Genomic DNA, 23,459 nt, shown 5'->3' with positions numbered 1-23,459 from the left:
GCGCTGGCGGCGGCGGTGGTCAGACGGCGCGGAACCTGGTGATCGCGTCGCGCGGGTCGCCGGACTTCACCAGCGCCTCGCCGACGAGCACGACATCGGCGCCGTGCCGGTGGTAGTCGGCGACGTCGTCGGGTCCGGCCACGCCGGACTCGGCGACCCGCACCGCGCCGGCCGGGATCAGCGGGGACAGCCGCGTGAACACCGAGTTGTCGACGTTGAGCGTGGTGAGGTCACGGGCGTTGACGCCGATGACCTCGGCGCCGATCTCGGCGGCGCGGGCGATCTCGGCCTCGGTGTGCGTCTCGACCAGCGGCGTCAGGCCGAGCTCGCGGGCGAGGCCGTACAGGTCGCCGAGCAGGCCGCCGTCGAGGGAGACGACCATCAGCAGCGCGAGGTCCGCGCCGTGCGCCCTGGCCTCCCACAGCTGGTACTCGGTGACGATGAAGTCCTTGCGCAGCACGGGAACCGAGACCTCGGCGCGGACCGCGTCGAGGTCGGCCAGCGAGCCGCCGAAGCGGCGCCGCTCGGTGAGCACGCTGATCGCGGCGGCGCCGCCGGCGGCGTACTCGGCGGCCAGCTTCGCCGGGTCGGGGATGTCGGCCAGCGCCCCCTTGCTGGGGCTGCGGCGCTTGACCTCGGCGATGATCGACACGCCGTCGGCGCGGAAGCCCGGCAGCGGGTCGCGCGCCGGCGGCGCGTCCGCGACCCGCGCCTTCAGCTCGGCCAGGGAGACCTCGCGCTGCCGCTGCGCCAGGTCCTCGAGCACGCCGTCCAGGATTCCGTCGAGCACCGTCGTCATGTCGTCGAGCCTATCGGTTGACGACGGGGCCGGCGGCTAACTAAACTGAACGTACAGTTCACTTAAGGAGGCGGGGATGAGGACCTGGTTCGTCACCGGGGCGTCCCGCGGATTCGGGTTCCAGATCGCCCGGCAGGCCCTGGACCTGGGCGACAACGTCGTGGCGACGGCTCGCCGGCCCGAGGAGATCACGGCCGGGACGACCTCGGACCGCCTGCTCGCGCTACCGCTCGACGTGACCGATGAGGCAGCGGCACAGCGTGCGGTCGACGCGGCGGTCGACCGCTTCGGCGGCATCGACGTGCTCGTCAACAACGCCGGCCGCGGCCTGCTCGGCGCCGTCGAGGAGGCGACCGACGCCGAGGTGCGCGCCGTGTACGACACGAACGTGTTCGGCCTGCTCGCGGTCACCCGGGCGGTCCTGCCGGTGCTGCGCCGGCAGCGCTCCGGCCGGGTGCTCAACATCAGCTCGGTCGGCGGCTTCAGCGGCAGTCCGGGCTGGGGCATCTACAACTCGACCAAGTTCGCGGTCGAGGGGCTGAGCGAAGCCATGCGCATCGAGCTGGCGCCGCTGGGCATCGCCGTGACCATCGTCGAACCCGGCATGTTCCGCACCGATTTTCTCGACGGCAGCTCGCTGCACACCGCGGCCGCGGTCATCGGGGACTACGCGGACACCGCCGGACAGACCCGTGGCCGCCCGGCCGAGTACAACCAACGGCAGCAGGGTGATCCGGTCAAGGCGGCGGCTGCGATCATCACCGTCGCGACCGCCGAGAAGCCGCCGCTGCGCGTGCAACTCGGCGCCGACTGCGTCGCCCGCGTCGAGGCGAAGCTGGCGGTGGTCGCCGACGAGCTGGCGCAGTGGCGCGAGTTGGCCCTTTCGACCGCACACGAGGAGCAGTGATGACGTATCTGATCGGCGGCGACCTGCCGGTGGACCGCCTCGGCTACGGCGCGATGCAGCTGACCGGGCCGGGTGTGTGGGGCGAGCCGGCGGATCCGGACGAGGCCGTGCGGGTGCTGCGGCGGGCCGTCGAGCTGGGCGTGACCCTGATCGACACGGCCGACTCGTACGGGCCGTTCGTGGCCGACCGGTTCATCCGCGAGGCGCTGCACCCGTACCCGTCGGACCTGGTGATCGCCACCAAGGTCGGCTTCACCCGCGGCGGCCCGAACCGGTGGACGGTGGTCGGGCGGCCCGAGTACCTGCGGCAGCAGGCCGAGCTGAACCTGCGCCATCTCGGCATCGAGCGGATCGACCTGCTGCAGCTGCACCGGATCGACCCGGCCGTGCCGCTGGCCGACCAGCTCGGCGAGCTGGTCGCGTTGCGGCAGGAGGGAAAGGTCCGGCACATCGGGCTGTCCGAGGTGAGCGTGGCGCAGCTGGCGCAGGCGCGGGAGATCACGCCGATCGCCACCGTGCAGAACTCGTACAACCTGGTGCACCGCGGGCACGAGGACGTGCTGGAGTACGCCGAGGCCAACGGAATCGGCTTCATTCCGTACTTCCCGCTCGCGACCGGCAACCTCGCCCGGCCGGGCAGCCCGCTCGACCAGGCCGCCAAGGCGCACGGCGCCACGCCGTCGCAGCTGGCGCTGGCCTGGCTGCTGCGGCGGTCGGCGGTGATGCTGCCGATCCCCGGCACGTCCAAGGTCGCGCACCTGGAGGAGAACCTGGCCGCGCGGCAGATCTCGTTGACGGACGAGGAGTTCGCGGCGGTCTCCGCGTGACTCGGGTGGATCCGCCCGAGGTCGATCCGCCCAGGGTCAATCCGCGTAGTGTCCGCGCGCACAACGACGTGCTCGCGGCCACTGTCGCGCTGCTCGACGAGGGTGGGCTGCCGGCGGCGACCGTGGACGCGATCAGCGCGCGGTCCGGCGTGTCGAAGGCGACGATCTACAAGCACTGGCCCAACCGCACCGCCGTCGCCGCCGAGGCGTTCGGCCGGCGGATGGCCGACGCGATTCCGTTGCCGGACACCGGAAACGCCCGTGACGACCTGGCCGAGCAGGTGCGTCGGGTCAGCGCTTTCTACGCCGGGCACCACGGCCGGGTGTTCGCCCAGCTGCTCGCCGCCACCGTCGCCGAACCCGAGGCGGCGCGGTTCTTCCGGGAGTTCTTCCTCGACGGAAGGAGGCAGGCGGTGGCGGTGCTGTGGGACCGCGCCTTGTCCCGCGGCGAGGTCAAGGCCTCGGTCTCCGTGGAGACGGCCATCGACCTGCTGTTCGGGCCGTTGATCTTCCGGCTGCTGGCCGGCCACGCGCCGCTCACCGTGGCGGAGGCCGACGCCATCGCCGCCGCCGCGCTGACGGGCCTGCTCGCCTAGCACTCGTATCGTGGGCGTATCGAAAATCGAATACGCCACGGCAACAGGCTTCCGGCTTCAGTGGACGCATGGACCACAACGCATCGACGGGTATCGGCCGGCGGCGGTTGCTGGGGTGGGGCGGACTGGCGGCCGCCGGCGTGGTGGCCGGCGCGCCGCTGGCGGGTGCCCGGCCCGCCCACGCCGACCCGGCCCCGCCCGGGGACGACCGGATCCCGCCGGACACCCTGCCCGGCGGCGCCTACGACCGGTACGTGGCGGAGCTGGCCGCCGAGGGCAAGTTCTCCGGCGTGGTGCTGCTGTCGCACCGGGGCCGGACCGTGCTGTCCCGCGGCTACGGCATGGCCGACCGGGAGAAGGGGATCCGCAACCACGAGGGCACCGCGTTCAACCTCAGCTCGGCGGGCAAGCCGTTCGGTGCGGTGGCCATCCTGCAGCTGGTGCAGCAGGGAAAGCTGAAGCTGTACGACACGGTCGGCACCTACCTGACGGGCTTCCCCAAGGACATCGCCGACCAGGTGACCATCCACCACATGCTGTCGGGAACGTCCGGAATGGACAGTCCGGACGAGGACGTGCAACGGGTCTTCCAGAGCCGGGAGGAGGTGCTCGAGTACAACCTGGAGTTCGCCCACAAGTCGAAGCTGGTGGCCCCGGTCGGCACTCCCACCAACCACGCCGGCTCCGAGATCGCCATCCCGGCGCTGATCCTCCAGGCCGTGACCGGCATGACGTACTGGGACTACGTGCAGGAGAACATCTTCAAGCGCTGCGGCATGACCGGCTCGGGCTTCTACACCCGGCCGCAGTGGCTCACCGACCCCCACATCGCCCACCCGTACATGACGCTGGCCGACGGCAGCCAGGTGGACGCCGTCCGCAACCTGGACAAGAGCAGCCCGAACCCGATCATGCTGGGCAAGAACCCGGGCCGGGCCTTCATCGACGCCCCCGGCGACGGCGGCTTCACCACCGCCACCGATCTGGTGCGGTTCGCGCGGGGCCTGGCCGACGGCACGCTGCTGGCCCAGCCCTACGCCGACTTGCTCACCGCGCCCAGGGTCCCCCATCCGCCTCAGACGCAGGGTTTCCGGGCGGCGGCGACCGTGGCGGACGCCTCGTTCGGGGCCTACGACATGCCGGTGCACATCGTCAACGGCCAGTGGGTGTACGACCGCGCCGGCGCCAATCCCGGTGTCGGCGCCAGTTGGGGCATCTACCCGGACGCCGGCTGGGTCGGCGTCGTCCTCGGCAACATCGACGGCCTGCCGCTGGCGGAGATGGGCGACCGGCTGCAACAGACCATCCTCGGCGGGTGACAACGTGCTCGACGAGTTCCACGAGTGGTTCGACACGTTCACCGGCGTGGTCGCCACCTCGGTGGTGGCCATGCCGGTGGCCGCGCTGGCGGCCGGGGCGCTGGTCTGGTGGCGACGGGCCGCCGGGGCCGCGCCGGGGTGGGCGTGGCGGGCGTCGCTGGCCGAGGTCGGCATGGTCTACGGGACGGCGCCGCCGGTGTGGCTGACCCTGTTGCCGGGCAGCCGGGGCGGGGTGAGCCTGGTGCCGCTGCGGGACCTGTTCGCGATCCTCGCCGCCGGCCCGGGAACGGCGGTGAGCCAGATCGTCGGCAACCTGCTGGTGTTCGCGGCGCTGGGCTTCTTCGCCCCGATGCGGTTCGCGGGGCTGGCCTCGGCGCGGCGGATACTGATGCTCGCCGGGGGTTGCTCGGTTTTGATCGAGACGTCCCAGTACGTCTTCCAGCTCGACCGTGTGTCCTCTGTGGACGACGTGCTGCTCAATACCGTCGGCGCCGGGCTGGCCGCGCTGGCGTCCCGCCGCTGGTGGCGGGTGCCCGCCCCGATGCCGGTGCGCTGAGCATATGCGGGCGATATGCGGAGTTGCCTAGGCTGTCGGGGGTGCGTGTGCTGATCGTGGAGGACGAGCCCTACCTGGCCGAAGCCGTCCGTGACGGTCTCCGGCTGGAGGCGATCGCCGCCGACATCGCCGGCGACGGCGACACCGCCCTGGCGCTGCTCGACGTCAACTCCTACGACATCGCGGTGCTCGACCGGGACATCCCCGGTCCCTCCGGCGACGACGTGGCCCGGCGGATCGTGGCCGCCGGCAGCGGCACCCCGATCCTCATGCTCACCGCCGCCGACCGGCTCGACGACAAGGCCTCGGGATTCGAGCTCGGCGCCGACGACTACCTGACCAAGCCGTTCGAGCTGCGGGAGCTGGTCATGCGGCTGCGGGCGCTCGACCGGCGGCGCGCACACGCCCGTCCACCGGTGCGGGAGATCGCCGGCTTGGTGGTGAACCCCTTCCGCCGGGAGGTCTTCCGCGACGGCCGCCACGTCGCGCTCACCCGCAAGCAGTTCGCCGTGCTGGACGTCCTCGTCGCCGCCGAAGGCGGTGTCGTCAGCGCCGAGGAGCTGCTGGAGCGGGCCTGGGACGCCAACGCCGACCCCTTCACCAACGCCGTCCGCATCACCGTCTCGGCGCTGCGCAAACGCCTCGGCGAGCCGTGGATCATCGCCACGGTGCCCGGTGTCGGCTACCGAATCGACACGAGTGCCCATGACTAGACGCCCGGGGCTGAGCGCCCGTCTGAAGCTCACCGTCAGCTACGCCGTGCTGGTGATGCTGGCCGGCGCCGTCCTGCTGGCCGTGGTGTGGGTGTTCCTCCTGCGCTTCGTGCCCGACAAGGAGCAGGGCCTGCTCGGGATCTCACCCAACCGTTTCCTGCTGTCGCGCATCTTCGGCCGAGCGGCGGCTGTGGCCATGGCCTTCCTGCTCGTGGTCGGCGCGCTGGGCGGGTGGCTCCTCGCCGGCCGGATGCTCGCACCACTCACCCGGATCGCCGACGCGGCACGGGCGGCCGCGAACGGATCGCTGTCCCACCGGATCCGGCTACCGGGCCGCAAGGACGAGTTCCGCGAGCTCGCCGACGTGTTCGACACCATGCTCGAGCAACTCGAATCCCATGTCGCCGAACAGCAACGGTTCGCCGCGAACGCCTCCCACGAGCTGCGCACCCCGCTGGCGATCTCGCAGACTCTTCTGGACGTCGCCCGCGCCGACCCGACCGGGGATCGAGACGAACTCATCGACCGTCTCCGCACCGTCAACACGCGGGCGATCGAGCTCACCGAAGCCCTCCTGCTGCTCAGCCGCGCCGACCGCGGGAACTTCACCCGCGAGCCCGTCGACCTCTCCCTCGTCGCCGAGGAAGCCGCCGAAACGCTGCTTCCCCTGGCCGAACAGCGCGAAATCACCCTCGACGTCACCGGCGAGACAACCCGGACTGTCGGCTCCGCGGCGCTCCTACTGCGGATGGTGACGAACCTCGTCCAGAACGCCATCGTCCACAACCTCCCCAGCGGCGGAACCGTGACGGTCCACACCGAATCTCAGCCCGGCGCGAGCGTGCTGCGGGTCGAGAACACGGGCCACCCGCTCCCGCCGGAACTGGTGCCTACCCTCACCGAACCCTTCCAACGCGGAACGGAACGCATCCGCACCGACGAGCACGCCGGCGTCGGGCTCGGGCTGGCCATCGTGCACAGCATCGTCCGTGCACACGACGGAACCCTCGACCTCACGCCTCGCCCCGCCGGTGGTCTCCTCGTCACGGTTCGACTCCCCGTGCCCGGCCGGCATCGCCCCCGGACCCAGGAACGTCGCGATCTCCGGCTGGACTACTAGCCACTGTCCGCGGTCCGGTCGATGACCGACCAGAGCACGGCGGTCGCGATACGGCAGAGGGTTTGCTCGGCCCGGTCCCAGCTCCAGCCGTTCTCCACGACCAGCGTGCGCCAACTGGTCGGGCCGAACCAGAGCCAGAGCAGCCCGGCCGTCTCGTCCACCGGGCCGTGCGGCGCGGGCGTCAGGGTGTGCAGGTGCTCGGCCGCGGTGCGCAGCGCCTCGCGGTAGGCGGCCATCGCCCGCTGCCACAGCGCCTCGGCGTTGTCGTGGGCCGGCAGCGCCTTGCGGATCGCCTCGTGGATCGTGAACTGCCCCTCGTTGCCCACCCTCGTGCCGTGGGCCAGCGCTTGCAAGACCGCCTTCGGTGCGTCCAATGCCAGTACTTCCCGCATCGACTGCTCGTAGCCGGAGGCCGTCACGCCCTCGTCGACGATGCGATCGAGGATGTCGGACTTGCTGCCGACGCTGGCGAAGACCGTCTTCGACGAGACGCCGGCCGCTGTGGCGATGTCCGCGACCGTCACGCGTCCGTAGCCACGGTCGGCGAACAGCTCCGTTGCCCGAGCCAGGATCAGCGCACGCGTCCGTGCGGCGGACTGCTCGCGGAGCGGCGACACGTAGCTGCGCTTGTCCGGCACCTCGTCCCCCAATGGGTTCACTTTTGGCCTATTCGTTAGGTTAAGTGTAACCTCAATTTCGAAAGGGGTGCACACCATGGGCAGAACCGCTACCGACCTGGCACTGAACGTCTTCCGGATCCTCGAGACCGGCGATGCCGCGCTGGCCGCCGAGGTGATCGGCGACGACTTCCACAACCGCGAGGCCGCCGTCGCCCCGCCCGCCTGCTCCATCCCCGGCCCCGCCGGCGTGCTGGCCTCCAGCGCCTGGATGCGTTCGGCCTTCAGTGGGCTGCGTTTTCCCGTGCTGGGCACCGCTTCCGGTGACAACCAGGTGTGGGTGCGGCTACGCATGCAGGGCCGGCACGCCGGGGCGTTCGTCCGCTACGACCAGGGCAAGCTCGACCAGATCGTGCCGCCGACCGGGCAGGAGATCGACTTCGAGCAGATCCACGTCCTCGACATCCGGGACGGCAAGGTGATCCGGCACGAGGCCGTCCGCGACGACATCACCATGCTCGGCCAACTCGGCGTCTTCCCGCCCAACCCGGCGGTCGGCCTGCGCATGGTCGGCTGGCGGGTGAGCGGCCGCGCCTCCCGCGAGGCCGCCGCCGTCGCCCGGCGTGCGGACGAGGCCGCTCGGCTCATCGACAGAAGCGCAGCGCCGCAGCGGTAAGCGTGTCTGCGCACCGGATCGTGTCGGAGATGCTGACCCATTCGACGGCGGCGTGGGCGCCGTCACCGGAGGGTCCGAACAGGACGGTCGGGATGCCGGCGGCGGAGATGAACGCGGAGTCGGCCCAGTAACTGACGCCGGTGATCTCGGCGCCGCTGACCTCCGCGAGCACCGAGACAATGGGGCTGTCGTCGGCGGTCTCGAAGGGCTCCCGTGACATGGTGGTCCGCGACTGGGCGGCCAGGGACGGATCCTCGGCCCGGCAGGAGGCCAGCAGTTCGGCGACGTCCCGTTCGATGTCGGCGACGGACTCGCCGGGCAACGTCCGCCGTTCGACGGTGAGCACGCAGCGGTCGGGCACGGTGGATTCCTCCCGCCCGCCGGTGATCAGCGAGGCGTGCAGGGTGCCGGGGCCGAGCCGCGGATGCTGGCGGCCGCGGAGGGCCTGGTTGAGCCGGTCGAGGGCGACGAGGACGGGGCCGGTGCGCATGATGGCGTCAACGCCGAGGTGGGGTCGGGAACCGTGCGCGGCCTTGCCGACGACCTCGATCTCCGTCCAGACGAAACCCTTGTGCGCCACGGCAATGGTGGACTCGGTGGGTTCGCACACGATGGCGGCGTCGGCGCTGAGCACGGACAGCACCTCCTGCACGCCGAGGCTGGCGTACTCCTCGTCGGCGACGCAGGCGACGACCACCTCGCCGGCCAGCGAGTCCACGTTGGCGTCCCGGCAGGCGATCAGGGCGGCGGCGAGGCCGGCCTTCATGTCGTACGCGCCCCGCCCGTAGAGGCGGTCCCCGTCCACGGAGGACTCGGTGGAGTCGCCGAAGCCGACGGTGTCCAGGTGCCCGCAGAGCATGAGCCGCCGGCCGGGGCCGCCGCGCGTGGTCCGGACGATCACGCTGGGGCGGCCGGGAGTTCCCTCCAACACCTCGACGGCCAGCCCCGCCTGCGAAGCCCACGAGGCGACGAAGTCGGCGATCTCGCGTTCGCCGGCCGCGCCCGGCACCAGGGATGGGTTGACGGAGTCGATGTCCACCAACTGCTTCAGCAACTCGTCGACGGTCACGCGTGACGTCCTTCCGTGCTGATGAGGACAATGGAGCCGTCGGACGGGATGTCCAGGACGGGCCGGGCGGCGCGGACACCGGCCAGGGTCGCGGCGCCGCAGGGGCCGGAGTTCACGCCGAGAGCCTGAAGATCGGTGACCGCCTGCTCGGTGTCCTCGTCCCGTACGGCGACGGCGGAATCGAGACCGGCCAGCAGGTCGGGGAAGGCCGTGCTGGACGGAGTCCCACAGTTCAACCCGGCCATCACGGTGCTCGCGGTGTCGATGCTGACGAGCCTTCCGGCGTCCAAACTGGACAGAACGCAGGAAGCTTTCGCCGGCTCGACACCGAGTAGCGAGACAACGCCCGGAGTGCTGCGGTAGTGCCGAACCGCCGCCTGGGCGAAGGACCCGACGCCCATCGGCACCACGACGAGCGACGGGATCACCGTGATCTCCCGGAACAGCGTCGAATAACCGTCGACGATGGCGGCGGGGATGTCCTCGTAACCGTCCCAAGCCGTGTCCTGAACCAGGATTCCGTCGGCCGCGGCGGCCGCGCGGCACGCTTCGTCGTAGGAACCGTCGACGCGCACGACTTCCGCGCCTTCTGCTGCGATCGCGTCGACCGCGGGCTGTCCGACCGCGGCCGGCACGAACACCTTGGCGGAAATCCCGAGCAGCCGGGCGAAATGGGCGACGGCGCGGCCGTGATTGCCGTCGGTGGCCGTGACCAGCCGGATCCCGCGGCCGGCGACGTGGGCGCGCAGGCCGTCGAGGGTGTCCGGGCCGTCCGGGTCGAAGTCCACCAGTGCCTGGCGGATGCCCCACGACGCGCCGAGCACCTTGAACGCCGGCAGCCCGAGTCGCGCCGACTCGTCCTTCACCAGCACCCGGGCGACGCCGAGTTCGGCGGCGAGTTTGGGCATGTCGATCAGTGGCGTCGGCGTGTAGCCGGGGAGGCCGCGGTGGAAGTCCCAGGGGCGCGTCGGCGCCGGAGGGCAACGCCAGTGCCGGGCCTCCGGGCGTCGGTAGACGGTCATGATCCCAGTCTGCGGCCCGCGACCGTGAAGGAAAAGCGCGCGTTCGTGGCGTATACCGTTCAACTTCTCTTAGCATTGGCGGATGCTCGACCTGCACCGGCTGCGCCTGCTCAAGGAGTTGCACACCCGTGGCACGCTCGCCGCCGTCGCCGCCGCGCTCGGGTACAGCAGCTCCGCCATTTCACAGCAGCTTTCGCTGCTGGAGAAGGAGGCCGGCGCCCCGCTGCTCGAACGCGTCGGCCGCGGTGTGCGGCTGACTCCGCAGGCCTTGATCCTCGTCCGGCACGCCGAGGCCGTCTTCAACCAACTCGAGCAGGCCGAGGCCGAGATCGAGGCGTCGCTGACCGCCCCCACCGGCGTCGTCCGCCTCGCCGCTTTCCAGACCGCGATGCTTTCCCTGATGCCACCACTGCTGGATCTGCTCGCACGGGACGCACCGGATCTACGCCTCGACGCCGTCCAACTGGAACCCGACCGGTCGCTGTCGCTGCTCACCGCCGGCAGCTGCGACCTGGTCCTGGCCGAGGAGTACCCCGGCTACCCGCTGCCTCGGCTGCCCGGCCTCGACCGCGTCGAACTCGGCCCCGACGCCATGCGCCTGGCCGTACCGCCCGCCTTGTCCCGCCGCACCCTCGCTCAACTGGCCGACCAGCGCTGGATCCTCGAACCCGCCGACACCGAGAGCGGCCGCTGGGCCCGGGCCCTGTGTCGGTCGGCCGGCTTCGAACCGGACGTCGCCTTCGATTCGACCGACATCGTCACGCACATTCGGCTCGTCGAGACCGGCCACGCCGTGGCGATCCTCCCCGACCTCATCTGGCAGCACGGACCACCACCGGCCGCCGAACTCGGCCACCGCCGCATCTACACCTGCGCGCGGGAAGGAGCGCACCAACGCCCCGGGGTGGTGGCGGTCCGGGAGGCCCTTCGGGAGGTGTACGCGCGGCGGACCGGATGACCGGCCCCGGGGCCCGGCCAGTCCAAGCGGCCGGCAGGGTGTGGCGGCTCGGCGATCGGCGCTACTCGAAGCGGGTCGGATCCCCGGCGCCGTAGCGGACGATCTCCGGGGTGCCGTCGGAGAAGTCGATGACGGTGGTGGGCTCGGTGCCGCATTCGCCGGAGTCGATCACGGCGTCCACGACGTGGTCGAGGAGCTCCTTGATCTCCCAGCCCTGGGTCAGGGGCTCCTCCTGGTCGGGCAGCAGCAGGGTGCTGGACACCAGGGGCTCGCCGAGCTCGGCCAGCAGGGTCTGGGTGACGACGTGGTCGGGAATGCGCACGCCGACGGTCTTCTTCTTGGGGTGCATGAGCCGCCGCGGCACCTCCTTGGTGGCGGGCAGGATGAACGTGTAGCTGCCGGGGGTGCTGGCCTTGATGGCCCGGAACACGGCGTTGTCGACGATCACGAGCTGCCCGAGCTGCGCGAAGTCGCGGCAGACCAGGGTGAAGTGGTGCCGGTCGTCGAGGTGGCGGATCGAGCGGATCCGGTCCAGGCCGTCACGGTTGCCCAGCTGGCAGCCCAGCGCGAAGCAGGAGTCGGTGGGATAGGCGATGAGCCCGTCCGCACGCAGAACGTCGATCACCTGGCCGATGGACCGCCGCTGCGGGTTCGCCGGATGCACGTCGAAATACCTGGCCATGCGACCGATCCTAGGTGTGCACCCGCGAGTCGCGCGCAGCGGACCACACCAGCCGCAGCGCGAGCACGTCAGTCCCGACGGGACTGTCCCGCGTGACCACGTCCTCGATCGCCCAGGCGCCGGGAAGCCGGGCGAGCAGGGCCCGAAGTGCGACAACGGCCTGCCGGCGGGCGAGATGCGCGCCGAGGCAGAAGTGGATGCCGTGGCCGAACGACAGGTGCGGGTTGGGGGATCGCCGCACGTCAAAGGTGTTCGGATCGACGAAGACGGCGGGATCACGGTTGGCGGCGGCGATGGAGACGATGACCCGCTGGCCGGCGGCGAAGGACTCGCCGCCCAGGGCGTCGGCGCGGGTGGTGAAGCGGTCGGTCCCGCCGACGGACGGCCGGACGCGCAGCACCTCCTCGATCGTGGACGATACGAGATCGGGGTCGGCGCGCACCGCGGCCAGCGCCGCCGGGTTTTCGGCCAGGCACAGCACCATATTGACGAGCAGCGTCTTGGTCGTCTCATGGCCGTTGATCAGCAGCAACCCGGCGAGGCTGACGATCTCGTCGGCGGTGAGACCGCTTTCCCGCAGCCCCGCGACGATGCCCTCGGAGGCCGGGACGGTGTGCAGGTACTCGCGAAGCTCCGCGACGGCGGTCAGGAACGCCGGTCGGGCCTCGGGTTGCCCGAAGAACGAGGTGATCGTTTCGGTCCAGCGCACGAAATCCGCCTGGCGGGCGTCGGACACGCCGAGGAGCGCCGCCAGCGTGGAGATCGGCAGCGGGTAGGCGAACCCGGTGACGAAGTCCGAAGCCGGAGTCAGTCGATCGATCAAACGATCAGCGCAGGCTTCGATCGCCGGGGTCAGGGCGTCCACGGTCCGCGGCGTGAAGGCGCGGCTCACCATGCGCCGCAGCTCGTGGTGCCGAGGCGGGTCCATGGCGGACATGCTGTGCAGCACGGGATTGTCGCGGTGCGGGACTTCGCTTGCGCTGTAGCGGATCTCGTCGGACGAGAAGACGTCGTGCGTGGTGAGCACCTCGTCGGCGAGGGCGTGGCTTCTGACGAACATGCGCTCAAGCCTGAGGTTCTCAGGCGGAGGACGATTGGAGAAAACGGCCATGCAGTGCCGCCGGTGAGACACCCGTGGCCGCGCGGAACTCGGCGATGAGGTGTGGCTGGTCGTAGAAGCCGCACTGCTGCGCGATGTCCGCCCAGGACGGCCGCGTGACGGACCGGGCCAGACGCAAGGCGGCGTGCAGCCTGACGACCCGCCCGTACGCCTTGGGACGCAAGCCGACGACGATCGAGAACCGTCGCCGCAGCTGGCGATCCGACAGCCCGACCGCCGCAGCAAGCTCGCCGACGCGGGCGGCCGGGTCGTCCCGCACCAGACGAACGGCCCGTTGCATGGCGAAGTCGTTGTCACGCACCGGAAACCGCGCCAGAAAGTCGATCGCCGACGACATTCGGGACCGAGCCGAACCCGGTTCGACCTGACCGAACGGCATGCCGTCCAACGGAACCTCGTCGGCGGCGACGCCGAGCGACAGGCAGGCCCCCGGCCGCAGACGGATGCCGACCAGCCCGCCGGGCGGCAGCGGTCCGGTTCGGACAGTGACCTCGGGACCGGCGAGCCACATCGAGCCGTCGGCGAACACCAGCAGGTCGACGGCCGGGTATGGCAGCGGCAGGGGTGCTGTATCGATCCAGCACTCCTCGACCAACGCGTTCGCCGACACGAGGGTCAGCCTAGGGCGGCCGCCGCCTGCCGGGCGAGCCAGTATTCCGCATCGTCCCAGGTCCAGCCGCTGTCCTTGACCAGCGAGCGCCACGCGTGGAAGCCGAAGTAGAACCACAGCACGTCCGCGGTGCGGTCGACGTCGTCGACATGACCCTTGTCCCGCAGGTGTTCCGCGACCTGCCGCAGCACCCTCCGGTACTCACCGGTGGCCAGCGCCCACAGTTGCGCCGCGTTCTCGTGCACCGGCATCGCGGCGAAGATGATCTCGACAGCCTGCGCCTGCGTCTCGTTGCCCAGCCGGGTGCCGCGCGCCAGAACGCCCAGCGCCGTCGGCAGGTCCTCGGTGAGCCGCACCGCCTCCAGGGACGCGTCGCCGCCGGAGTTCTCGATCGACTCGGTCAGCACCTCGTTGAGGATGTCGGACTTGCTGCCCGCGCTGGAGTAGACCGTCTGCTGCGCGACGCCGGCCGCGCGGGCGATGTCGGCGACGGTGACGCGGGCGTATCCGTTGGTGGCGAACAACTCCGCCGCGGCGCGCAGGATGTCCCGACGGGTGTCGGCGGCGTCCTGCGCGCGGCGCGGGGAGTGGTAGCGACGGCCTGTCGTCACTTGACGGCCGACCGCAGTTCGGCGGCGACCTCGGCGGGCGTGGGCATGGCGGCGATCTCCTTGGCGACCGAGGCGGCGGCCTCGCGGTAGCGGAATTCGGCGAGCACTGTACGCACCGCCTCCGCGACCGCCGTCGGCGTGGCCTCGTCCGGCTGCAGCACAATGCCCGCCCCGGCGGCGGCGACCTGCGCCCCGTTGAGGAAGTTGTCCGCGCCGGCCGGCGTGACGACCATCGGGATACCACGGGCCATCGAGCCGAGCGTGGTGCCGGCGCCGCCGTGCGTGAGCACGACCTCGACGCCGTCGAGCAGCGTGTCCAGCGCCATGAACGGAACGAAGGTCACCCGACTCGGATCGACGTCGTACTGCGAGGGATCCGAGGCCAGGCCCAGCGTTGCCACGATGTCGACGTCCGCATTGGACAGTTCCCGCAGCATCGGGCTCATCTTCTCCGGCGTGTTGAACCAGGTTCCATAGGTGACCAGCACGCGCGGACGCGGCGAGCCCGTCGGCAGCGGAGCGGTGGCGCCGTTGTCGCGGTGTGGCTCCGGCCGCAGCGCGTGCCAGCCCGCCGGGCGCTGCCAGCCGTCCACCTGGAGCGACGGCGGGCAGGTGTCCAGGAACCAGGTATCGGTTGGCGTCGAGAGATTCCGCGCGGCATGGGCGGCTTGGGCCTGGGCGTCGAAGAAGTCGAGGAGCGCGGGCGGGGGCTCGGGACCGAACGCCAGCGTGGCCAGCGGCACGCCGCGGTCGGCCGCCACCAGTGGGCCGAGGTAGTCGAGCCGCTCGCGGATCACCAGGTCCGGTTGGAACGAGCGGCCGGCGGCCAGCGCCTCGTCGCCGCCGAGGTCGATTCGGGCGTCCACGAAGAACGCCGCGCCGGCCTGGGGCGTGGGGTGGACGAACGGGTTGTCGCCGGTGCGGCGGAACGCCTCCTCGCCGAGCACGTCCGGCATCGGCCCGGCCGCGAACAGCGGAATGTCCTCGGCGTTCAGCACCGGCGCCACGCCGGCGCCGCTCATGAAGGCGACCTCGTCGCCCTGCGCGCGCAGGGCCCGGGCCAGCGGCAGCAGCGGGAGCAGGTGGCCGTGTTGGGGAATGCTCGAGAGAAGGACTCGCATATTCGTCAGAGTACGCATCTGATGAATAGATCCACCGCTTGTTGGAGAGCTGTGCGGGCATCTACTGCCCGAACTGCCACCCACCACCCCCGCGAGTCCCGCCCACAGTCACACCGAATGCGTGAAACGGTTTCGTACGTTCGGTGTGACGCTGACCGGGACTCGCGGGGGCTGGTGTGGCGTGCTCAGCTGCTGGGTCTCATTGCTGGACGGACTAGCATGGGGCCATGAGACGGACCTCGTTCGCACACTGGCCGTGCTCGGTCGCCCGCACCATGGACCTGCTCGGGGACTGGTGGACGCCGCTGGTCCTGCGCGAGTCGTTCTACGGCATCCGCCGCTTCGACGAGTTCCAGCAGGCGCTCGGCATCGCCCGCAACACCCTCGTCGACCGGCTCCGGCGGCTGGTCGACGAGGGGCTGCTGGAGAAGGTGCCGTACCAGACCGAGCCGGTGCGGCACGACTACGTGCTGACCGAGAAGGGCCGGGACTTCTGGCAGGTGCTGGCCGCGATGATGACGTGGGGGGACCGGTGGCTCGCCGACGAGGCCGGGCCGCCGATCACGCTGCACCACGACGCCTGCGGCCACGACACGCACGCCGAGGTCGTCTGCGCGCACTGCAAGGAACCGCTGACGGCCGCCGAGGTGCGGCACCGGATGGGCCCCGGCTACCCGCCGAAGCTGGCCACACGGCCGGATGTCGTGCGGCGGTTCGCCGCGCAGGAGACGTCCGCGGGCTCCGGCACCGCTCCGTGATCCGACCCGGTTCCGCTCGTCAAAACGGTCATTGACATGCTGAGTCTATCTAAGAGACTATCGCTGGCATGGAGTGGACCGGGGCCAGGTATGCCGACAAGCCGACGGTGCAGGTGCGGACCTGGATCGACGGTCCGCCCGAGCGGGTCTGGGAGGTGGTCTCGGACGTCGCGCTGATGCCCGAGATGAGTGACGAGCTGCAGTCCGTCACCTGGTGCGACGGTGCGGACGGTCCGGCGCTGGGCGCGCGGTTCATCGGCGCCAGCAAGCACGAGGCGCTGGGGGAGTGGGCGACGACCTCGCATGTCGTGGAGTTCGAGCCGCCGCGGGTGTTCGGCTGGGCAGTGCAGGATCCGGAGAACCCGACCGCGTTGTGGCGGTTCACGCTGGAGCCGCGCGACGGGGGCACCGAGCTGACCCAGTGGATGCAGATGGGGCCGGCGCGCTCCGGCCTGTCGCTGGCGATCGACCGGATGCCGGAGAAGGAGCAGAAGATCGTCTTCGTTCGGCTGCGGGAGTTCGAGAACGCCATCACGGGCACGCTCGCGCAGATCAAGCAGCGGGTGGAGAACGCGTGATGCGCACCGCGACGACGATCGAGGCCTCCGCCGACTGGTCAACGACGCTGGATTTCGTGCTGGAGGCCGAAAAACTCGGCATGGACACCTGCTGGGTGGCCGAGGCGTGGGGCTCGGACGCGCCGTCCGTGCTGGGCTTTCTCGCGGCCCGAACCGATCGGATCCGGCTCGGCTCAGGCATTGTCCAGCTCGGCACGCGCAGCCCGGTCGCCATCGCGCAGGCGGCGCTCACGCTGGCGCAGCTGTCCGACGGGCGGTTCGCCCTGGGGTTGGGTGCTTCTGGGCCGCAGGTGATCGAAGGCCTGCACGGCGTGCCGTTCGAACGGCCGCTGAGCCGGATGCGCGAGACCGTCCAGATCATCCGCGCGGCCTTCGCCGGCGAGAAGATCTCCTTTGCCGGCAGGCACTTCACGATTCCGTTGCCGGGCGAGGGCATCCGGCCGATGCGGCTGTCGATGGCGCCGAACCCGGACATCCCGATCTACCTGGCCACGCTGTCGCCGAAGATGCTGGAGCTGACCGGCGAGATCGCCGACGGCTGGCTCGGCACCAGCTTCGTGCCGGAGGGATCGGCCGCGTACTTCACGCACCTGGACGCCGGGCTGGCCCGCTCCGGCCGCACGCGTCGTGATCTCGACGTGTGCCAGGGCGCCGAGGTGTCGTTCGCGCCGGACGAGGACGCGCTGCGCGCGATGGTCGCCGGGCGTAAGAAGGAGCTGGCGTTCAGCCTCGGCGGCATGGGTTCGGCCAGCGTCAACTTCTACAACGACGCCTACAGCCGGCAGGGCTGGGCCGAGGTCGCGGCCGAGGTGCGGGAGCGCTGGCAGGCCGGCGATCGCGACGGCGCCGCCGCGCTCGTCACCGACGACATGGTGCTGGCGACGACGCTGATCGGCACCGAGCCGATGATCCGGGACCGGCTGCGGGTGTGGAAGGACGCCGGCGTCGACCTGGTGCGGATGTATCCGGCGGGGGAGACCTTGGACGCCAAGCTGGCGAACCTGGGTCGTGCATTGGATATCGTGCACGAAATTGGGTGAACGATCCCGGCGGCGTCCGGCCCGCGGACGTAGCATGCCCGCATGTCCGGGATGAGCACGTGGGAGTCGATGCGGACGCGGATCCACGCCCAGCTGGAGCGGCAGACCGGCGCCGGCGTGGCGGAGTGGAACGAGCGCATCGCGGCCGCGGGTCTCGCGGACGAGCCGGCGCTGCGGGCCTGGCTGAGCGAGCGCGGCGTCGGCGGCTATCCGCAGATGCTGCTCGTGTACGAGGCGTTCGGTTACCCCGATTTCCTGCTCGCCACCGCGGATGAGCTGGTCGACGGCCAGTACGCGGACCGCCCGGAGCTGCGGCCGATCTTCGACGCAGTCGTCGCGGCGGCCAGCGGACTCGACGGCGTGACCATTCAGGCGCGCAAGACGTACGTGTCACTGGTGTCGCCGCGCCGCACCTTCGCCATCGTCAAGGCCACCACCCGCAGCCGCGTCGATCTCGGGCTGCGGCTGCCGGGAGTCGCGCCGCAGGGTCGCCTGGTGGACGCCAGGAGCATTGGCAACGACAACATCAATCTCCGGATCCCGTTGTCCGCCATGGACAATCTCGACGGGGAGGCGTTGTCGTGGCTGCGGCGCGCGTATGAGGCGAACAGCTGAGCCGAACGGCACTCGGGATTTGCGTCGTTCGGCGGCGTGGCCTCCACCGGGGATGCTCCAAGCGTGTGGCGTTGGTCGACGGGACCGGGAAATTGGGGATCATGGCTGGGCCCGGCCGTGTCATCACCGTCGATGGAGGCCCCCGCCATGTCCGACATCTTCTCGCGCCGCCAGGTCCTGCGCGGCTCGGGTCTCGCCGTCGCCACCACCCTGCTGAGCCGTTTCCCCGCCGGCGCAAGCAGTCTGCCCGTGCTCGGCGAGTACGACGTTGTCGTCGTCGGCTCCGGGGCGTCCGGCATGACCGCCGCGCTGACCGCGGCCAAGCGCGGGTTGAGCTGCGTGGTGGTGGAGAAGGCGCCGACGTTCGGCGGTTCCGCCGCGCGGTCCGGCGCCGGGATCTGGATTCCCAACAACCCGGTCATCCTCGCCGCCGGCGTGCCCGACACCTACGCCAAGGCCGCGCAGTACCTGGCCGCCGTTGTCGGTGACGGCTCGTCGCCGGCCCGGCAGAAGGCGTACCTGGACAACGGGCCGGCGATGATTTCGTTTGTTCTCAACAACAGTCCGCTGCGCTTCCGGTTCATGGACGGCTACAGCGACTACTACCCGGAGCTGCCCGGCGGCATGCCGAACGGGCGGTCCATCGAGCCGGACATGTTCGACGGCAACCTGCTCGGCGCGGAGTTGGCCCACCTGAATCCCGCCTACCTTCCCGTGCCGGCCGGTCTTGTGGTGTTCAGCTCCGAGTACAAGTGGCTGAACCTGGCCGCTGTCAACGCAAAGGGCGTCGCCGTGTCCGCCGGCTGCCTTGCCCGTGGCACAGCCGCCGCGGCCGCCGGGCAGAAACCGTTGACCATGGGACAAGCCCTCGCCGCCGGCCTGCGGGCGGGTCTGATGGGCGCGAACGTGCCCGTGTGGCTGAACACTCCGCTCACCGATCTTCACGTCGAGGGCGACCGGGTCACCGGCGTTGTCGTGACCAGCAACGGAGTTCCCGGCCTGGTGCGGGCCCGGCGCGGCGTGATGATCGGTTCCGGCGGGTTCGAGCACAACGCCGACATGCGCGTCCAGTACCAACGGCAGCCCATCACTACATATTGGACGGTCGGGGCCAAGGAGAACACCGGCGACGGCATCCAGGCCGGCATCCGGCTCGGCGCCGCGCTGAACCTGATGGAGGATTCCTGGTGGGGGCCGGCGATTCCGCTGCCCGACGAGCCCTACTTCTGCCTGGCCGAGCGGACTCTGCCCGGCAGCCTCATCGTCAACCAGGCCGGTTCGCGCTTCGTCAACGAGGCCGCGCCCTACAGCGACGTCGTGCACGTCATGTACGACAAGAACCCGACCGCGCCGGACATCCCCGCGTGGATGATCACCGACCAGAACTACCGCAACCGGTACCTGTTCCGGGATGTGCTGCCCGCGCTGCCCTTCCCCGACGCCTGGTACCAGTCCGGCGCGGTTGTCCAGGCGTGGACCATCGAGGACCTCGCCACCAAGATCGGCGTTCCGTCCGCGACGCTCCGCACCACCGTCAACCGCTTCAACGGCTTCGCCTTCAGCGGCGTCGACGCCGACTTCCGACGGGGCCGGAGCGCGTACGACCACTACTACACCGATCCGGCCGTGCTGCCCAACTCCTGCCTCGCCCCGCTGTGGGAGGCCCCCTTCTACGCCTTCAAGATCGTCCCCGGCGACCTCGGCACCAAGGGCGGCCTCGTCACCGACGAGCGCGCCCGGGTCCTGCGCGAGGACGGTTCGGCCATCTTGGGCCTCTGGGCCGCCGGCAACGCCAGCGCGGCCGTCATGGGCCACAGCTACGCCGGCGCCGGCTCCACCATCGGCCCCGCGATGACCTTCGGGTACGTGGCCGCCAACGACATCGCCTCGACGACTTGAACCCTCACTAGGGGATCCGCAGGCCGGCCCGCCGCAGCGCCTCCTCCACCCGCAACCGCTCGATCTCCTTGTCGATGCCCTCCGGCACCTCGTCCAGCCGGTGCTCCACATCGAGGGCACGGCAGGCCTGGCGGAGGAGGTCGTCGTAGGCCTGGCGGGCGGCGAAGCGCCGCAGCGCCGGGGTGCCGGGCTCGAAGTCGAGGAGGGTCCGGTGCACACGGCGGAGGCGCTGGGCGAGGACCTGGATGGAGGGGCCGCTGGGAGTGGGAGGCGAGCGCCGCCGGCGGAGCCACGAGAGGGCCCGAGGGCCCTGCAGGACCAGCCAGCAGACGGCCGCCGGCACCATCGTCAACACGAGGTACAGCAGCAGGTTGGCAACCGCCACGCCGGCCACAGCTCATGGTAGTTCCGGCCGGTAGGGTCGGCAGAGTGAACAACGAGCCGATGGAGCTGTTCCGGGACGTGGCGGCGACGGTGCCGGCGTACGGCAAGTTCTTGGCGGATCGCGACATCGATCCGGCGCGGGTGACCGGCTTCGCGGAGCTGCCGATGCTGGACAAGAACTCCTACCATCGGCGGTATCCGCTGCCGGAGCTGTGCCGGGGCGGCCGGCTCGACGGGTGCGACATGATCGCGGTGTCCTCGGGGTCGAGCGGCGAGCCGACCATCTGGCCGAGGTCGGTGGAGGACGAACGGCACATCACGCAGCGGTTCGAACAGATCTTCCGGGACGGCTTCGACGCCGCGGAGAAGTCGACACTGGCGGTGGTCTGCTTCCCGCTGGGCACGTGGGTCGGCGGCCTGTTCACGCTGGCGTGCGTGCGCCACCTGGCGGCGAAGGGCTACCGCATCACGTCGGTGGCCCCGGGCAACAACAAGGCGGAGATCCTCCGCGTGATCCCGGAGTTGGCCCAGCACTTCGACCAGACGGTGCTGCTGGGCTACCCGCCGTTCGTCAAGGACGTGATCGACTCCGGCGAGCACTGGGATCGGTACGACGTCAAGTTGGTGCTGGCGGGGGAGGTGTTCAGCGAGGAGTGGCGGGACCTGGTGTCGCAGCGGGCGAGCATCGAGGACCCGGTGCGGCACGTGGCCTCGCTCTACGGCACGGCCGACGCCGGTGTGCTGGGCAACGAGACGGCGCTTTCCGTGAGCGTCAGGCGGTTCCTCACCGGCCGCCCCGACCTGGCCCGCGAGCTGTTCGGCGACTCCCGGCTGCCGACGCTCGTCCAGTACGACCCGGCCAGCCGGTACTTCGAGACGCACGAGGGGACGCTGCTTTTCAGCGGGGACAACGGGATTCCGCTGATCCGCTACCACATCGCCGACGAGGGCGGCGTGATCGGCCACGCCGAGATGCTGGAGTTCTGCCGGAGCAACGGTTTCGAACCGCCGGCCGGGGACGAGCTGCCGTTCGTCTTCGTGTTCGGGCGGTCCCTGTTCACCGTGTCGTTCTTCGGCGCCAATGTGTATCCGGAGAACGTGACCGTCGGGCTGGAGCAGCCGGGCATCAGCGACTTCGTGACGGGCAAGTTCGTGCTGGAGGCCGTCGAGGACGACAACCGGGACCGCCGGCTGCGGGTCACGGTCGAGCTGGCGCCGGACAAGACCGGTGACGCGGCGGCGGTGGCGGCCTCGATCCGGGACCAGCTGCTCCGGCTGAACAGCGAGTTCGCCCACTACGTGCCGGCCGAGCGGCAGTTGCCCGAGGTGGAGCTGCGGCCGGCCGGCGACCCGGAGTACTTCCCGGTGGGAGTGAAGCACCGCTACACCCGAGTGGGACGCTGACCACACCCGGTGGCACCAGCACCCGGACCCTGCTGGACGCCGGGCCCGACGCCAGCCCGCTCAACCACATCACCGCCAGCGCCCCGGCGCTCCAGATCTGGCACGGCAGCGCCGACGGCATCATCTCGCCGCCCGGCTCGGTGACCCGGCCGCGCGCTGCCGTGGACCAGCGAGGAAGTCGTCGGCCTCGGCGTGGACTTCCTCAGGCGTGCGACGGCTGGGCCGCCGACGCGAGAATGAGGTCCAGCCCGAAGCGGAACCGGGTCTCGTACTCGTCGTCGGCCAGATGGGGCAGCACCAGCGCCAGCGACGGGAACCGGCCGGTGCCGGTCACCTGATCGGCCAGCGCGCCCGGGGTGCCCTGCTCCTCCTGCACCAGACCCAACGTGAAGTAGATGATCGTCCAACACGTCCAGGCCGCCGCCGAGGCGGGCAGTCCGCCGTCCAACAGCGCGGCGACGAGCGTGTCGGCGGCGGCGAGGGTGGCCGGCTCCGCGCCGAACGTGCTGGCCACCAGCCGCCCGCCGTCCCGGTGCGACAGCAGCGCTCGGCGGTAGCGGTGCGCGAGGGCGCTCACCCGCTCTCGCCAGTCCTCGGGTAGCCCGTTCAGGTCGATCTCGGCCAGGACCGCGTCGGCCATCAGGTCGTGCAGCCGCGCCTTGGTCTTCACGTGCCAGGACACGGTGTTCAGCCGCACCCCGATCCGGGACGCCACCGCCCGCAGCGTCACGGCGTCGAAACCGGACTCGTCCAGCAGCTCCATCGCCGTCCGCACGATCACGTCCAGCTGCGACGGGGATTCCCTGCCCCGCAACGGCGGTCGCGCGGCGGCCCGGCGCATCCGGGTCAAGGCAACCGAATCCCGGTCGGCCAGCGCCGGCGTCGGCAGGGCGCTGGGCCGGTCCCGCGCCACCCGCAGTCCGTCCAACAGGAAACCGACAGCCCGCTGGTGCAGGTCACCCGCCGCCTGCACGGACAGCGCCAGCGGCATCAGGTCCGACGGCTCGAAGTCGGCCCGCAGCTGCCCGGCCTCCTTGGCCCGCCGCACCAGCACCGCCACGTGCTCGCCGATGCGGTGCTGGGCGGCCTCGACCAGATCGACCAGGCCGGTGCGGGCGCAGCCGAGGATCTCGGTGTACGCGCCGGTGAGCAGCTCGTGCCAGCCCTTGTCGGCGGCGATGTCCACCGCCATGCGCTCCAGGAACGCGGCCACCCCGGTCCATGGGTCGGCGGCCGCGGCGGCGACCCGCGCCAGCTCCTCGGCCTCGGCCAGCCGCGCCGCGTACACCCCGTGCACCAGGTCGTCCTTGCTCGCGAACCACCGGTACACCGTCGCCACGCCGACGTCGGCCTGCTTGGCGACGTCGGCGAGGGTGGCCGACAGGCCCTGCGTCGCGAACACCTCGGCCGCCGCGTCCAGGATGCGGGTCTCGCGCATACGGCCAGCGTACCGCAGGT

General features: G+C 70.9%; 26 protein-coding genes. 15 read left to right on the top strand and 11 right to left on the bottom strand.

Annotation, left to right across the window (positions count from 1 at the left end; all coding sequences use genetic code 11):
* Positions 1-19: 19 nt before the first annotated feature.
* Positions 20-799, bottom strand: coding sequence for an indole-3-glycerol phosphate synthase TrpC (gene trpC / locus BJ998_RS06265; RefSeq protein WP_184859319.1), 780 nt, complete (start codon positions 797-799; stop codon positions 20-22).
* Between the two features lie 76 nt (positions 800-875).
* Here trpC and BJ998_RS06260 point away from each other — a divergent pair, with 76 nt between their 5' ends.
* The 7 genes from BJ998_RS06260 (at position 876) to BJ998_RS06230 (ending at position 6,837) form a co-directional block, all read left to right on the top strand.
* Positions 876-1,706, top strand: coding sequence for an oxidoreductase (locus tag BJ998_RS06260; protein ID WP_184859317.1), 831 nt, complete (start codon positions 876-878; stop codon positions 1,704-1,706).
* Positions 1,706-2,533 carry an aldo/keto reductase gene (locus BJ998_RS06255; RefSeq protein WP_184859315.1) on the top strand — a complete coding sequence of 276 codons (828 nt, stop codon included), beginning with the start codon at positions 1,706-1,708 and terminating at the stop codon, positions 2,531-2,533. Before BJ998_RS06260 ends, BJ998_RS06255 begins: the two co-directional genes overlap by 1 nt.
* Positions 2,530-3,129, top strand: a complete 600-nt coding sequence (locus BJ998_RS49055; protein WP_221337894.1) for a TetR/AcrR family transcriptional regulator — start codon at positions 2,530-2,532, stop codon at positions 3,127-3,129. The genes BJ998_RS06255 and BJ998_RS49055 overlap by 4 nt, the downstream gene beginning before the upstream one ends.
* 68 nt (positions 3,130-3,197) lie before the next feature.
* Entirely contained in the window at positions 3,198-4,448 is a 1,251-nt protein-coding gene (locus tag BJ998_RS06245) for a serine hydrolase domain-containing protein (protein ID WP_184859313.1), read from the top strand.
* Positions 4,449-4,452: 4 nt separating this feature from the next.
* The gene (locus tag BJ998_RS06240) at positions 4,453-5,004 is read left to right on the top strand and encodes a VanZ family protein (RefSeq protein WP_312889955.1); all 552 of its coding nucleotides are present in this window, start codon (positions 4,453-4,455) and stop codon (positions 5,002-5,004) included.
* A gap of 41 nt (positions 5,005-5,045) precedes the next feature.
* On the top strand, positions 5,046-5,717 hold the full coding sequence (locus BJ998_RS06235) for a response regulator transcription factor (protein ID WP_184859311.1): 672 nt from the start codon (positions 5,046-5,048) through the stop codon (positions 5,715-5,717).
* The gene (locus BJ998_RS06230; protein WP_184859309.1) at positions 5,710-6,837 is read left to right on the top strand and encodes a sensor histidine kinase; all 1,128 of its coding nucleotides are present in this window, start codon (positions 5,710-5,712) and stop codon (positions 6,835-6,837) included. The genes BJ998_RS06235 and BJ998_RS06230 overlap by 8 nt, the downstream gene beginning before the upstream one ends.
* On the opposite strand, the gene BJ998_RS06225 is transcribed toward BJ998_RS06230, so the two are convergent.
* A complete protein-coding gene (locus BJ998_RS06225; protein WP_221337893.1) occupies positions 6,834-7,487 on the bottom strand; it encodes a TetR/AcrR family transcriptional regulator in 654 nt (217 codons plus the stop codon). The genes BJ998_RS06230 and BJ998_RS06225 overlap by 4 nt on opposite strands.
* A 64-nt stretch (positions 7,488-7,551) precedes the next feature.
* Between BJ998_RS06225 and BJ998_RS06220 the strand changes: the two genes are divergently transcribed.
* Positions 7,552-8,130, top strand: coding sequence for an ester cyclase (locus BJ998_RS06220; protein WP_184859307.1), 579 nt, complete (start codon positions 7,552-7,554; stop codon positions 8,128-8,130).
* Here the strand turns inward: BJ998_RS06220 and BJ998_RS46485 are convergent.
* Both BJ998_RS46485 and BJ998_RS46480 read right to left on the bottom strand, forming a co-directional pair.
* The gene (locus BJ998_RS46485) at positions 8,099-9,199 is read right to left on the bottom strand and encodes a M20/M25/M40 family metallo-hydrolase (RefSeq protein ID WP_221337892.1); all 1,101 of its coding nucleotides are present in this window, start codon (positions 9,197-9,199) and stop codon (positions 8,099-8,101) included. The two genes, BJ998_RS06220 and BJ998_RS46485, sit on opposite strands and share 32 nt — an antisense overlap.
* Complete coding sequence (locus tag BJ998_RS46480; RefSeq protein ID WP_221337891.1) at positions 9,196-10,221, bottom strand: pyridoxal-phosphate dependent enzyme; 1,026 nt, start codon at positions 10,219-10,221, stop codon at positions 9,196-9,198. Before BJ998_RS46480 ends, BJ998_RS46485 begins: the two co-directional genes overlap by 4 nt.
* Before the next feature lie 82 nt (positions 10,222-10,303).
* Between BJ998_RS46480 and BJ998_RS06210 the strand changes: the two genes are divergently transcribed.
* Entirely contained in the window at positions 10,304-11,179 is an 876-nt protein-coding gene (locus BJ998_RS06210) for a LysR family transcriptional regulator (RefSeq protein WP_184859305.1), read from the top strand.
* Between the two features lie 61 nt (positions 11,180-11,240).
* Here the strand turns inward: BJ998_RS06210 and BJ998_RS06205 are convergent, their stop codons facing one another.
* The 5 genes from BJ998_RS06205 to BJ998_RS06185 are packed head-to-tail and all read right to left on the bottom strand — an operon-like array spanning position 11,241 to position 15,323.
* Entirely contained in the window at positions 11,241-11,861 is a 621-nt protein-coding gene (locus BJ998_RS06205) for an L-threonylcarbamoyladenylate synthase (RefSeq protein ID WP_184859303.1), read from the bottom strand.
* A 10-nt stretch (positions 11,862-11,871) separates the two neighbouring features.
* On the bottom strand, positions 11,872-12,921 hold the full coding sequence (locus tag BJ998_RS06200; RefSeq protein ID WP_184859301.1) for a cytochrome P450: 1,050 nt from the start codon (positions 12,919-12,921) through the stop codon (positions 11,872-11,874).
* A gap of 19 nt (positions 12,922-12,940) precedes the next feature.
* Positions 12,941-13,591 (bottom strand): helix-turn-helix transcriptional regulator, encoded by a 651-nt coding sequence (locus tag BJ998_RS49050; protein WP_184859299.1) that lies wholly within the window; start codon positions 13,589-13,591, stop codon positions 12,941-12,943.
* A gap of 5 nt (positions 13,592-13,596) precedes the next feature.
* Positions 13,597-14,202: a TetR/AcrR family transcriptional regulator gene (locus BJ998_RS06190; RefSeq protein ID WP_184859297.1), complete on the bottom strand. Its 606-nt coding sequence runs from the start codon at positions 14,200-14,202 to the stop codon at positions 13,597-13,599.
* Positions 14,199-15,323, bottom strand: coding sequence for a glycosyltransferase (locus tag BJ998_RS06185; RefSeq protein WP_184859295.1), 1,125 nt, complete (start codon positions 15,321-15,323; stop codon positions 14,199-14,201). Before BJ998_RS06185 ends, BJ998_RS06190 begins: the two co-directional genes overlap by 4 nt.
* Before the next feature lie 227 nt (positions 15,324-15,550).
* On the opposite strand from BJ998_RS06185, the gene BJ998_RS06180 reads away from it, so the two are divergent.
* The 5 genes from BJ998_RS06180 (at position 15,551) to kstD (ending at position 20,213) form a co-directional block, all read left to right on the top strand.
* Positions 15,551-16,081 carry a winged helix-turn-helix transcriptional regulator gene (locus BJ998_RS06180; protein ID WP_184859293.1) on the top strand — a complete coding sequence of 177 codons (531 nt, stop codon included), beginning with the start codon at positions 15,551-15,553 and terminating at the stop codon, positions 16,079-16,081.
* Between the two features lie 68 nt (positions 16,082-16,149).
* Complete coding sequence (locus tag BJ998_RS06175) at positions 16,150-16,659, top strand: SRPBCC family protein (RefSeq protein ID WP_184859291.1); 510 nt, start codon at positions 16,150-16,152, stop codon at positions 16,657-16,659.
* Positions 16,659-17,699, top strand: a complete 1,041-nt coding sequence (locus BJ998_RS06170; protein WP_184859289.1) for an LLM class flavin-dependent oxidoreductase — start codon at positions 16,659-16,661, stop codon at positions 17,697-17,699. The genes BJ998_RS06175 and BJ998_RS06170 overlap by 1 nt, the downstream gene beginning before the upstream one ends.
* Positions 17,700-17,741: 42 nt before the next feature.
* The gene (locus BJ998_RS06165; protein ID WP_184859287.1) at positions 17,742-18,314 is read left to right on the top strand and encodes a DUF5655 domain-containing protein; all 573 of its coding nucleotides are present in this window, start codon (positions 17,742-17,744) and stop codon (positions 18,312-18,314) included.
* Between the two features lie 147 nt (positions 18,315-18,461).
* A complete protein-coding gene (gene kstD, locus BJ998_RS06160; RefSeq protein WP_221337890.1) occupies positions 18,462-20,213 on the top strand; it encodes a 3-oxosteroid 1-dehydrogenase in 1,752 nt (583 codons plus the stop codon).
* Positions 20,214-20,220: 7 nt separating this feature from the next.
* On the opposite strand, the gene BJ998_RS06155 is transcribed toward kstD, so the two are convergent.
* Entirely contained in the window at positions 20,221-20,598 is a 378-nt protein-coding gene (locus tag BJ998_RS06155; RefSeq protein ID WP_312889954.1) for a hypothetical protein, read from the bottom strand.
* Positions 20,599-20,642: 44 nt separating this feature from the next.
* Between BJ998_RS06155 and BJ998_RS06150 the strand changes: the two genes are divergently transcribed.
* Positions 20,643-22,001: a phenylacetate--CoA ligase family protein gene (locus tag BJ998_RS06150; RefSeq protein ID WP_312889953.1), complete on the top strand. Its 1,359-nt coding sequence runs from the start codon at positions 20,643-20,645 to the stop codon at positions 21,999-22,001.
* 202 nt (positions 22,002-22,203) lie between these two features.
* Here the strand turns inward: BJ998_RS06150 and BJ998_RS06145 are convergent, their stop codons facing one another.
* Entirely contained in the window at positions 22,204-23,439 is a 1,236-nt protein-coding gene (locus BJ998_RS06145) for a TetR/AcrR family transcriptional regulator (RefSeq protein ID WP_184859281.1), read from the bottom strand.
* Positions 23,440-23,459: the final 20 nt, after the last annotated feature.

It is taken from the genome of Kutzneria kofuensis (assembly GCF_014203355.1).
In the GTDB taxonomy this organism is placed as follows: Bacteria; Actinomycetota; Actinomycetes; order Mycobacteriales; family Pseudonocardiaceae; genus Kutzneria; species Kutzneria kofuensis.
The sequence above is the reverse complement of the archived record's forward strand: the minus strand, read 5'-3'. Positions and strand labels throughout refer to the sequence as shown.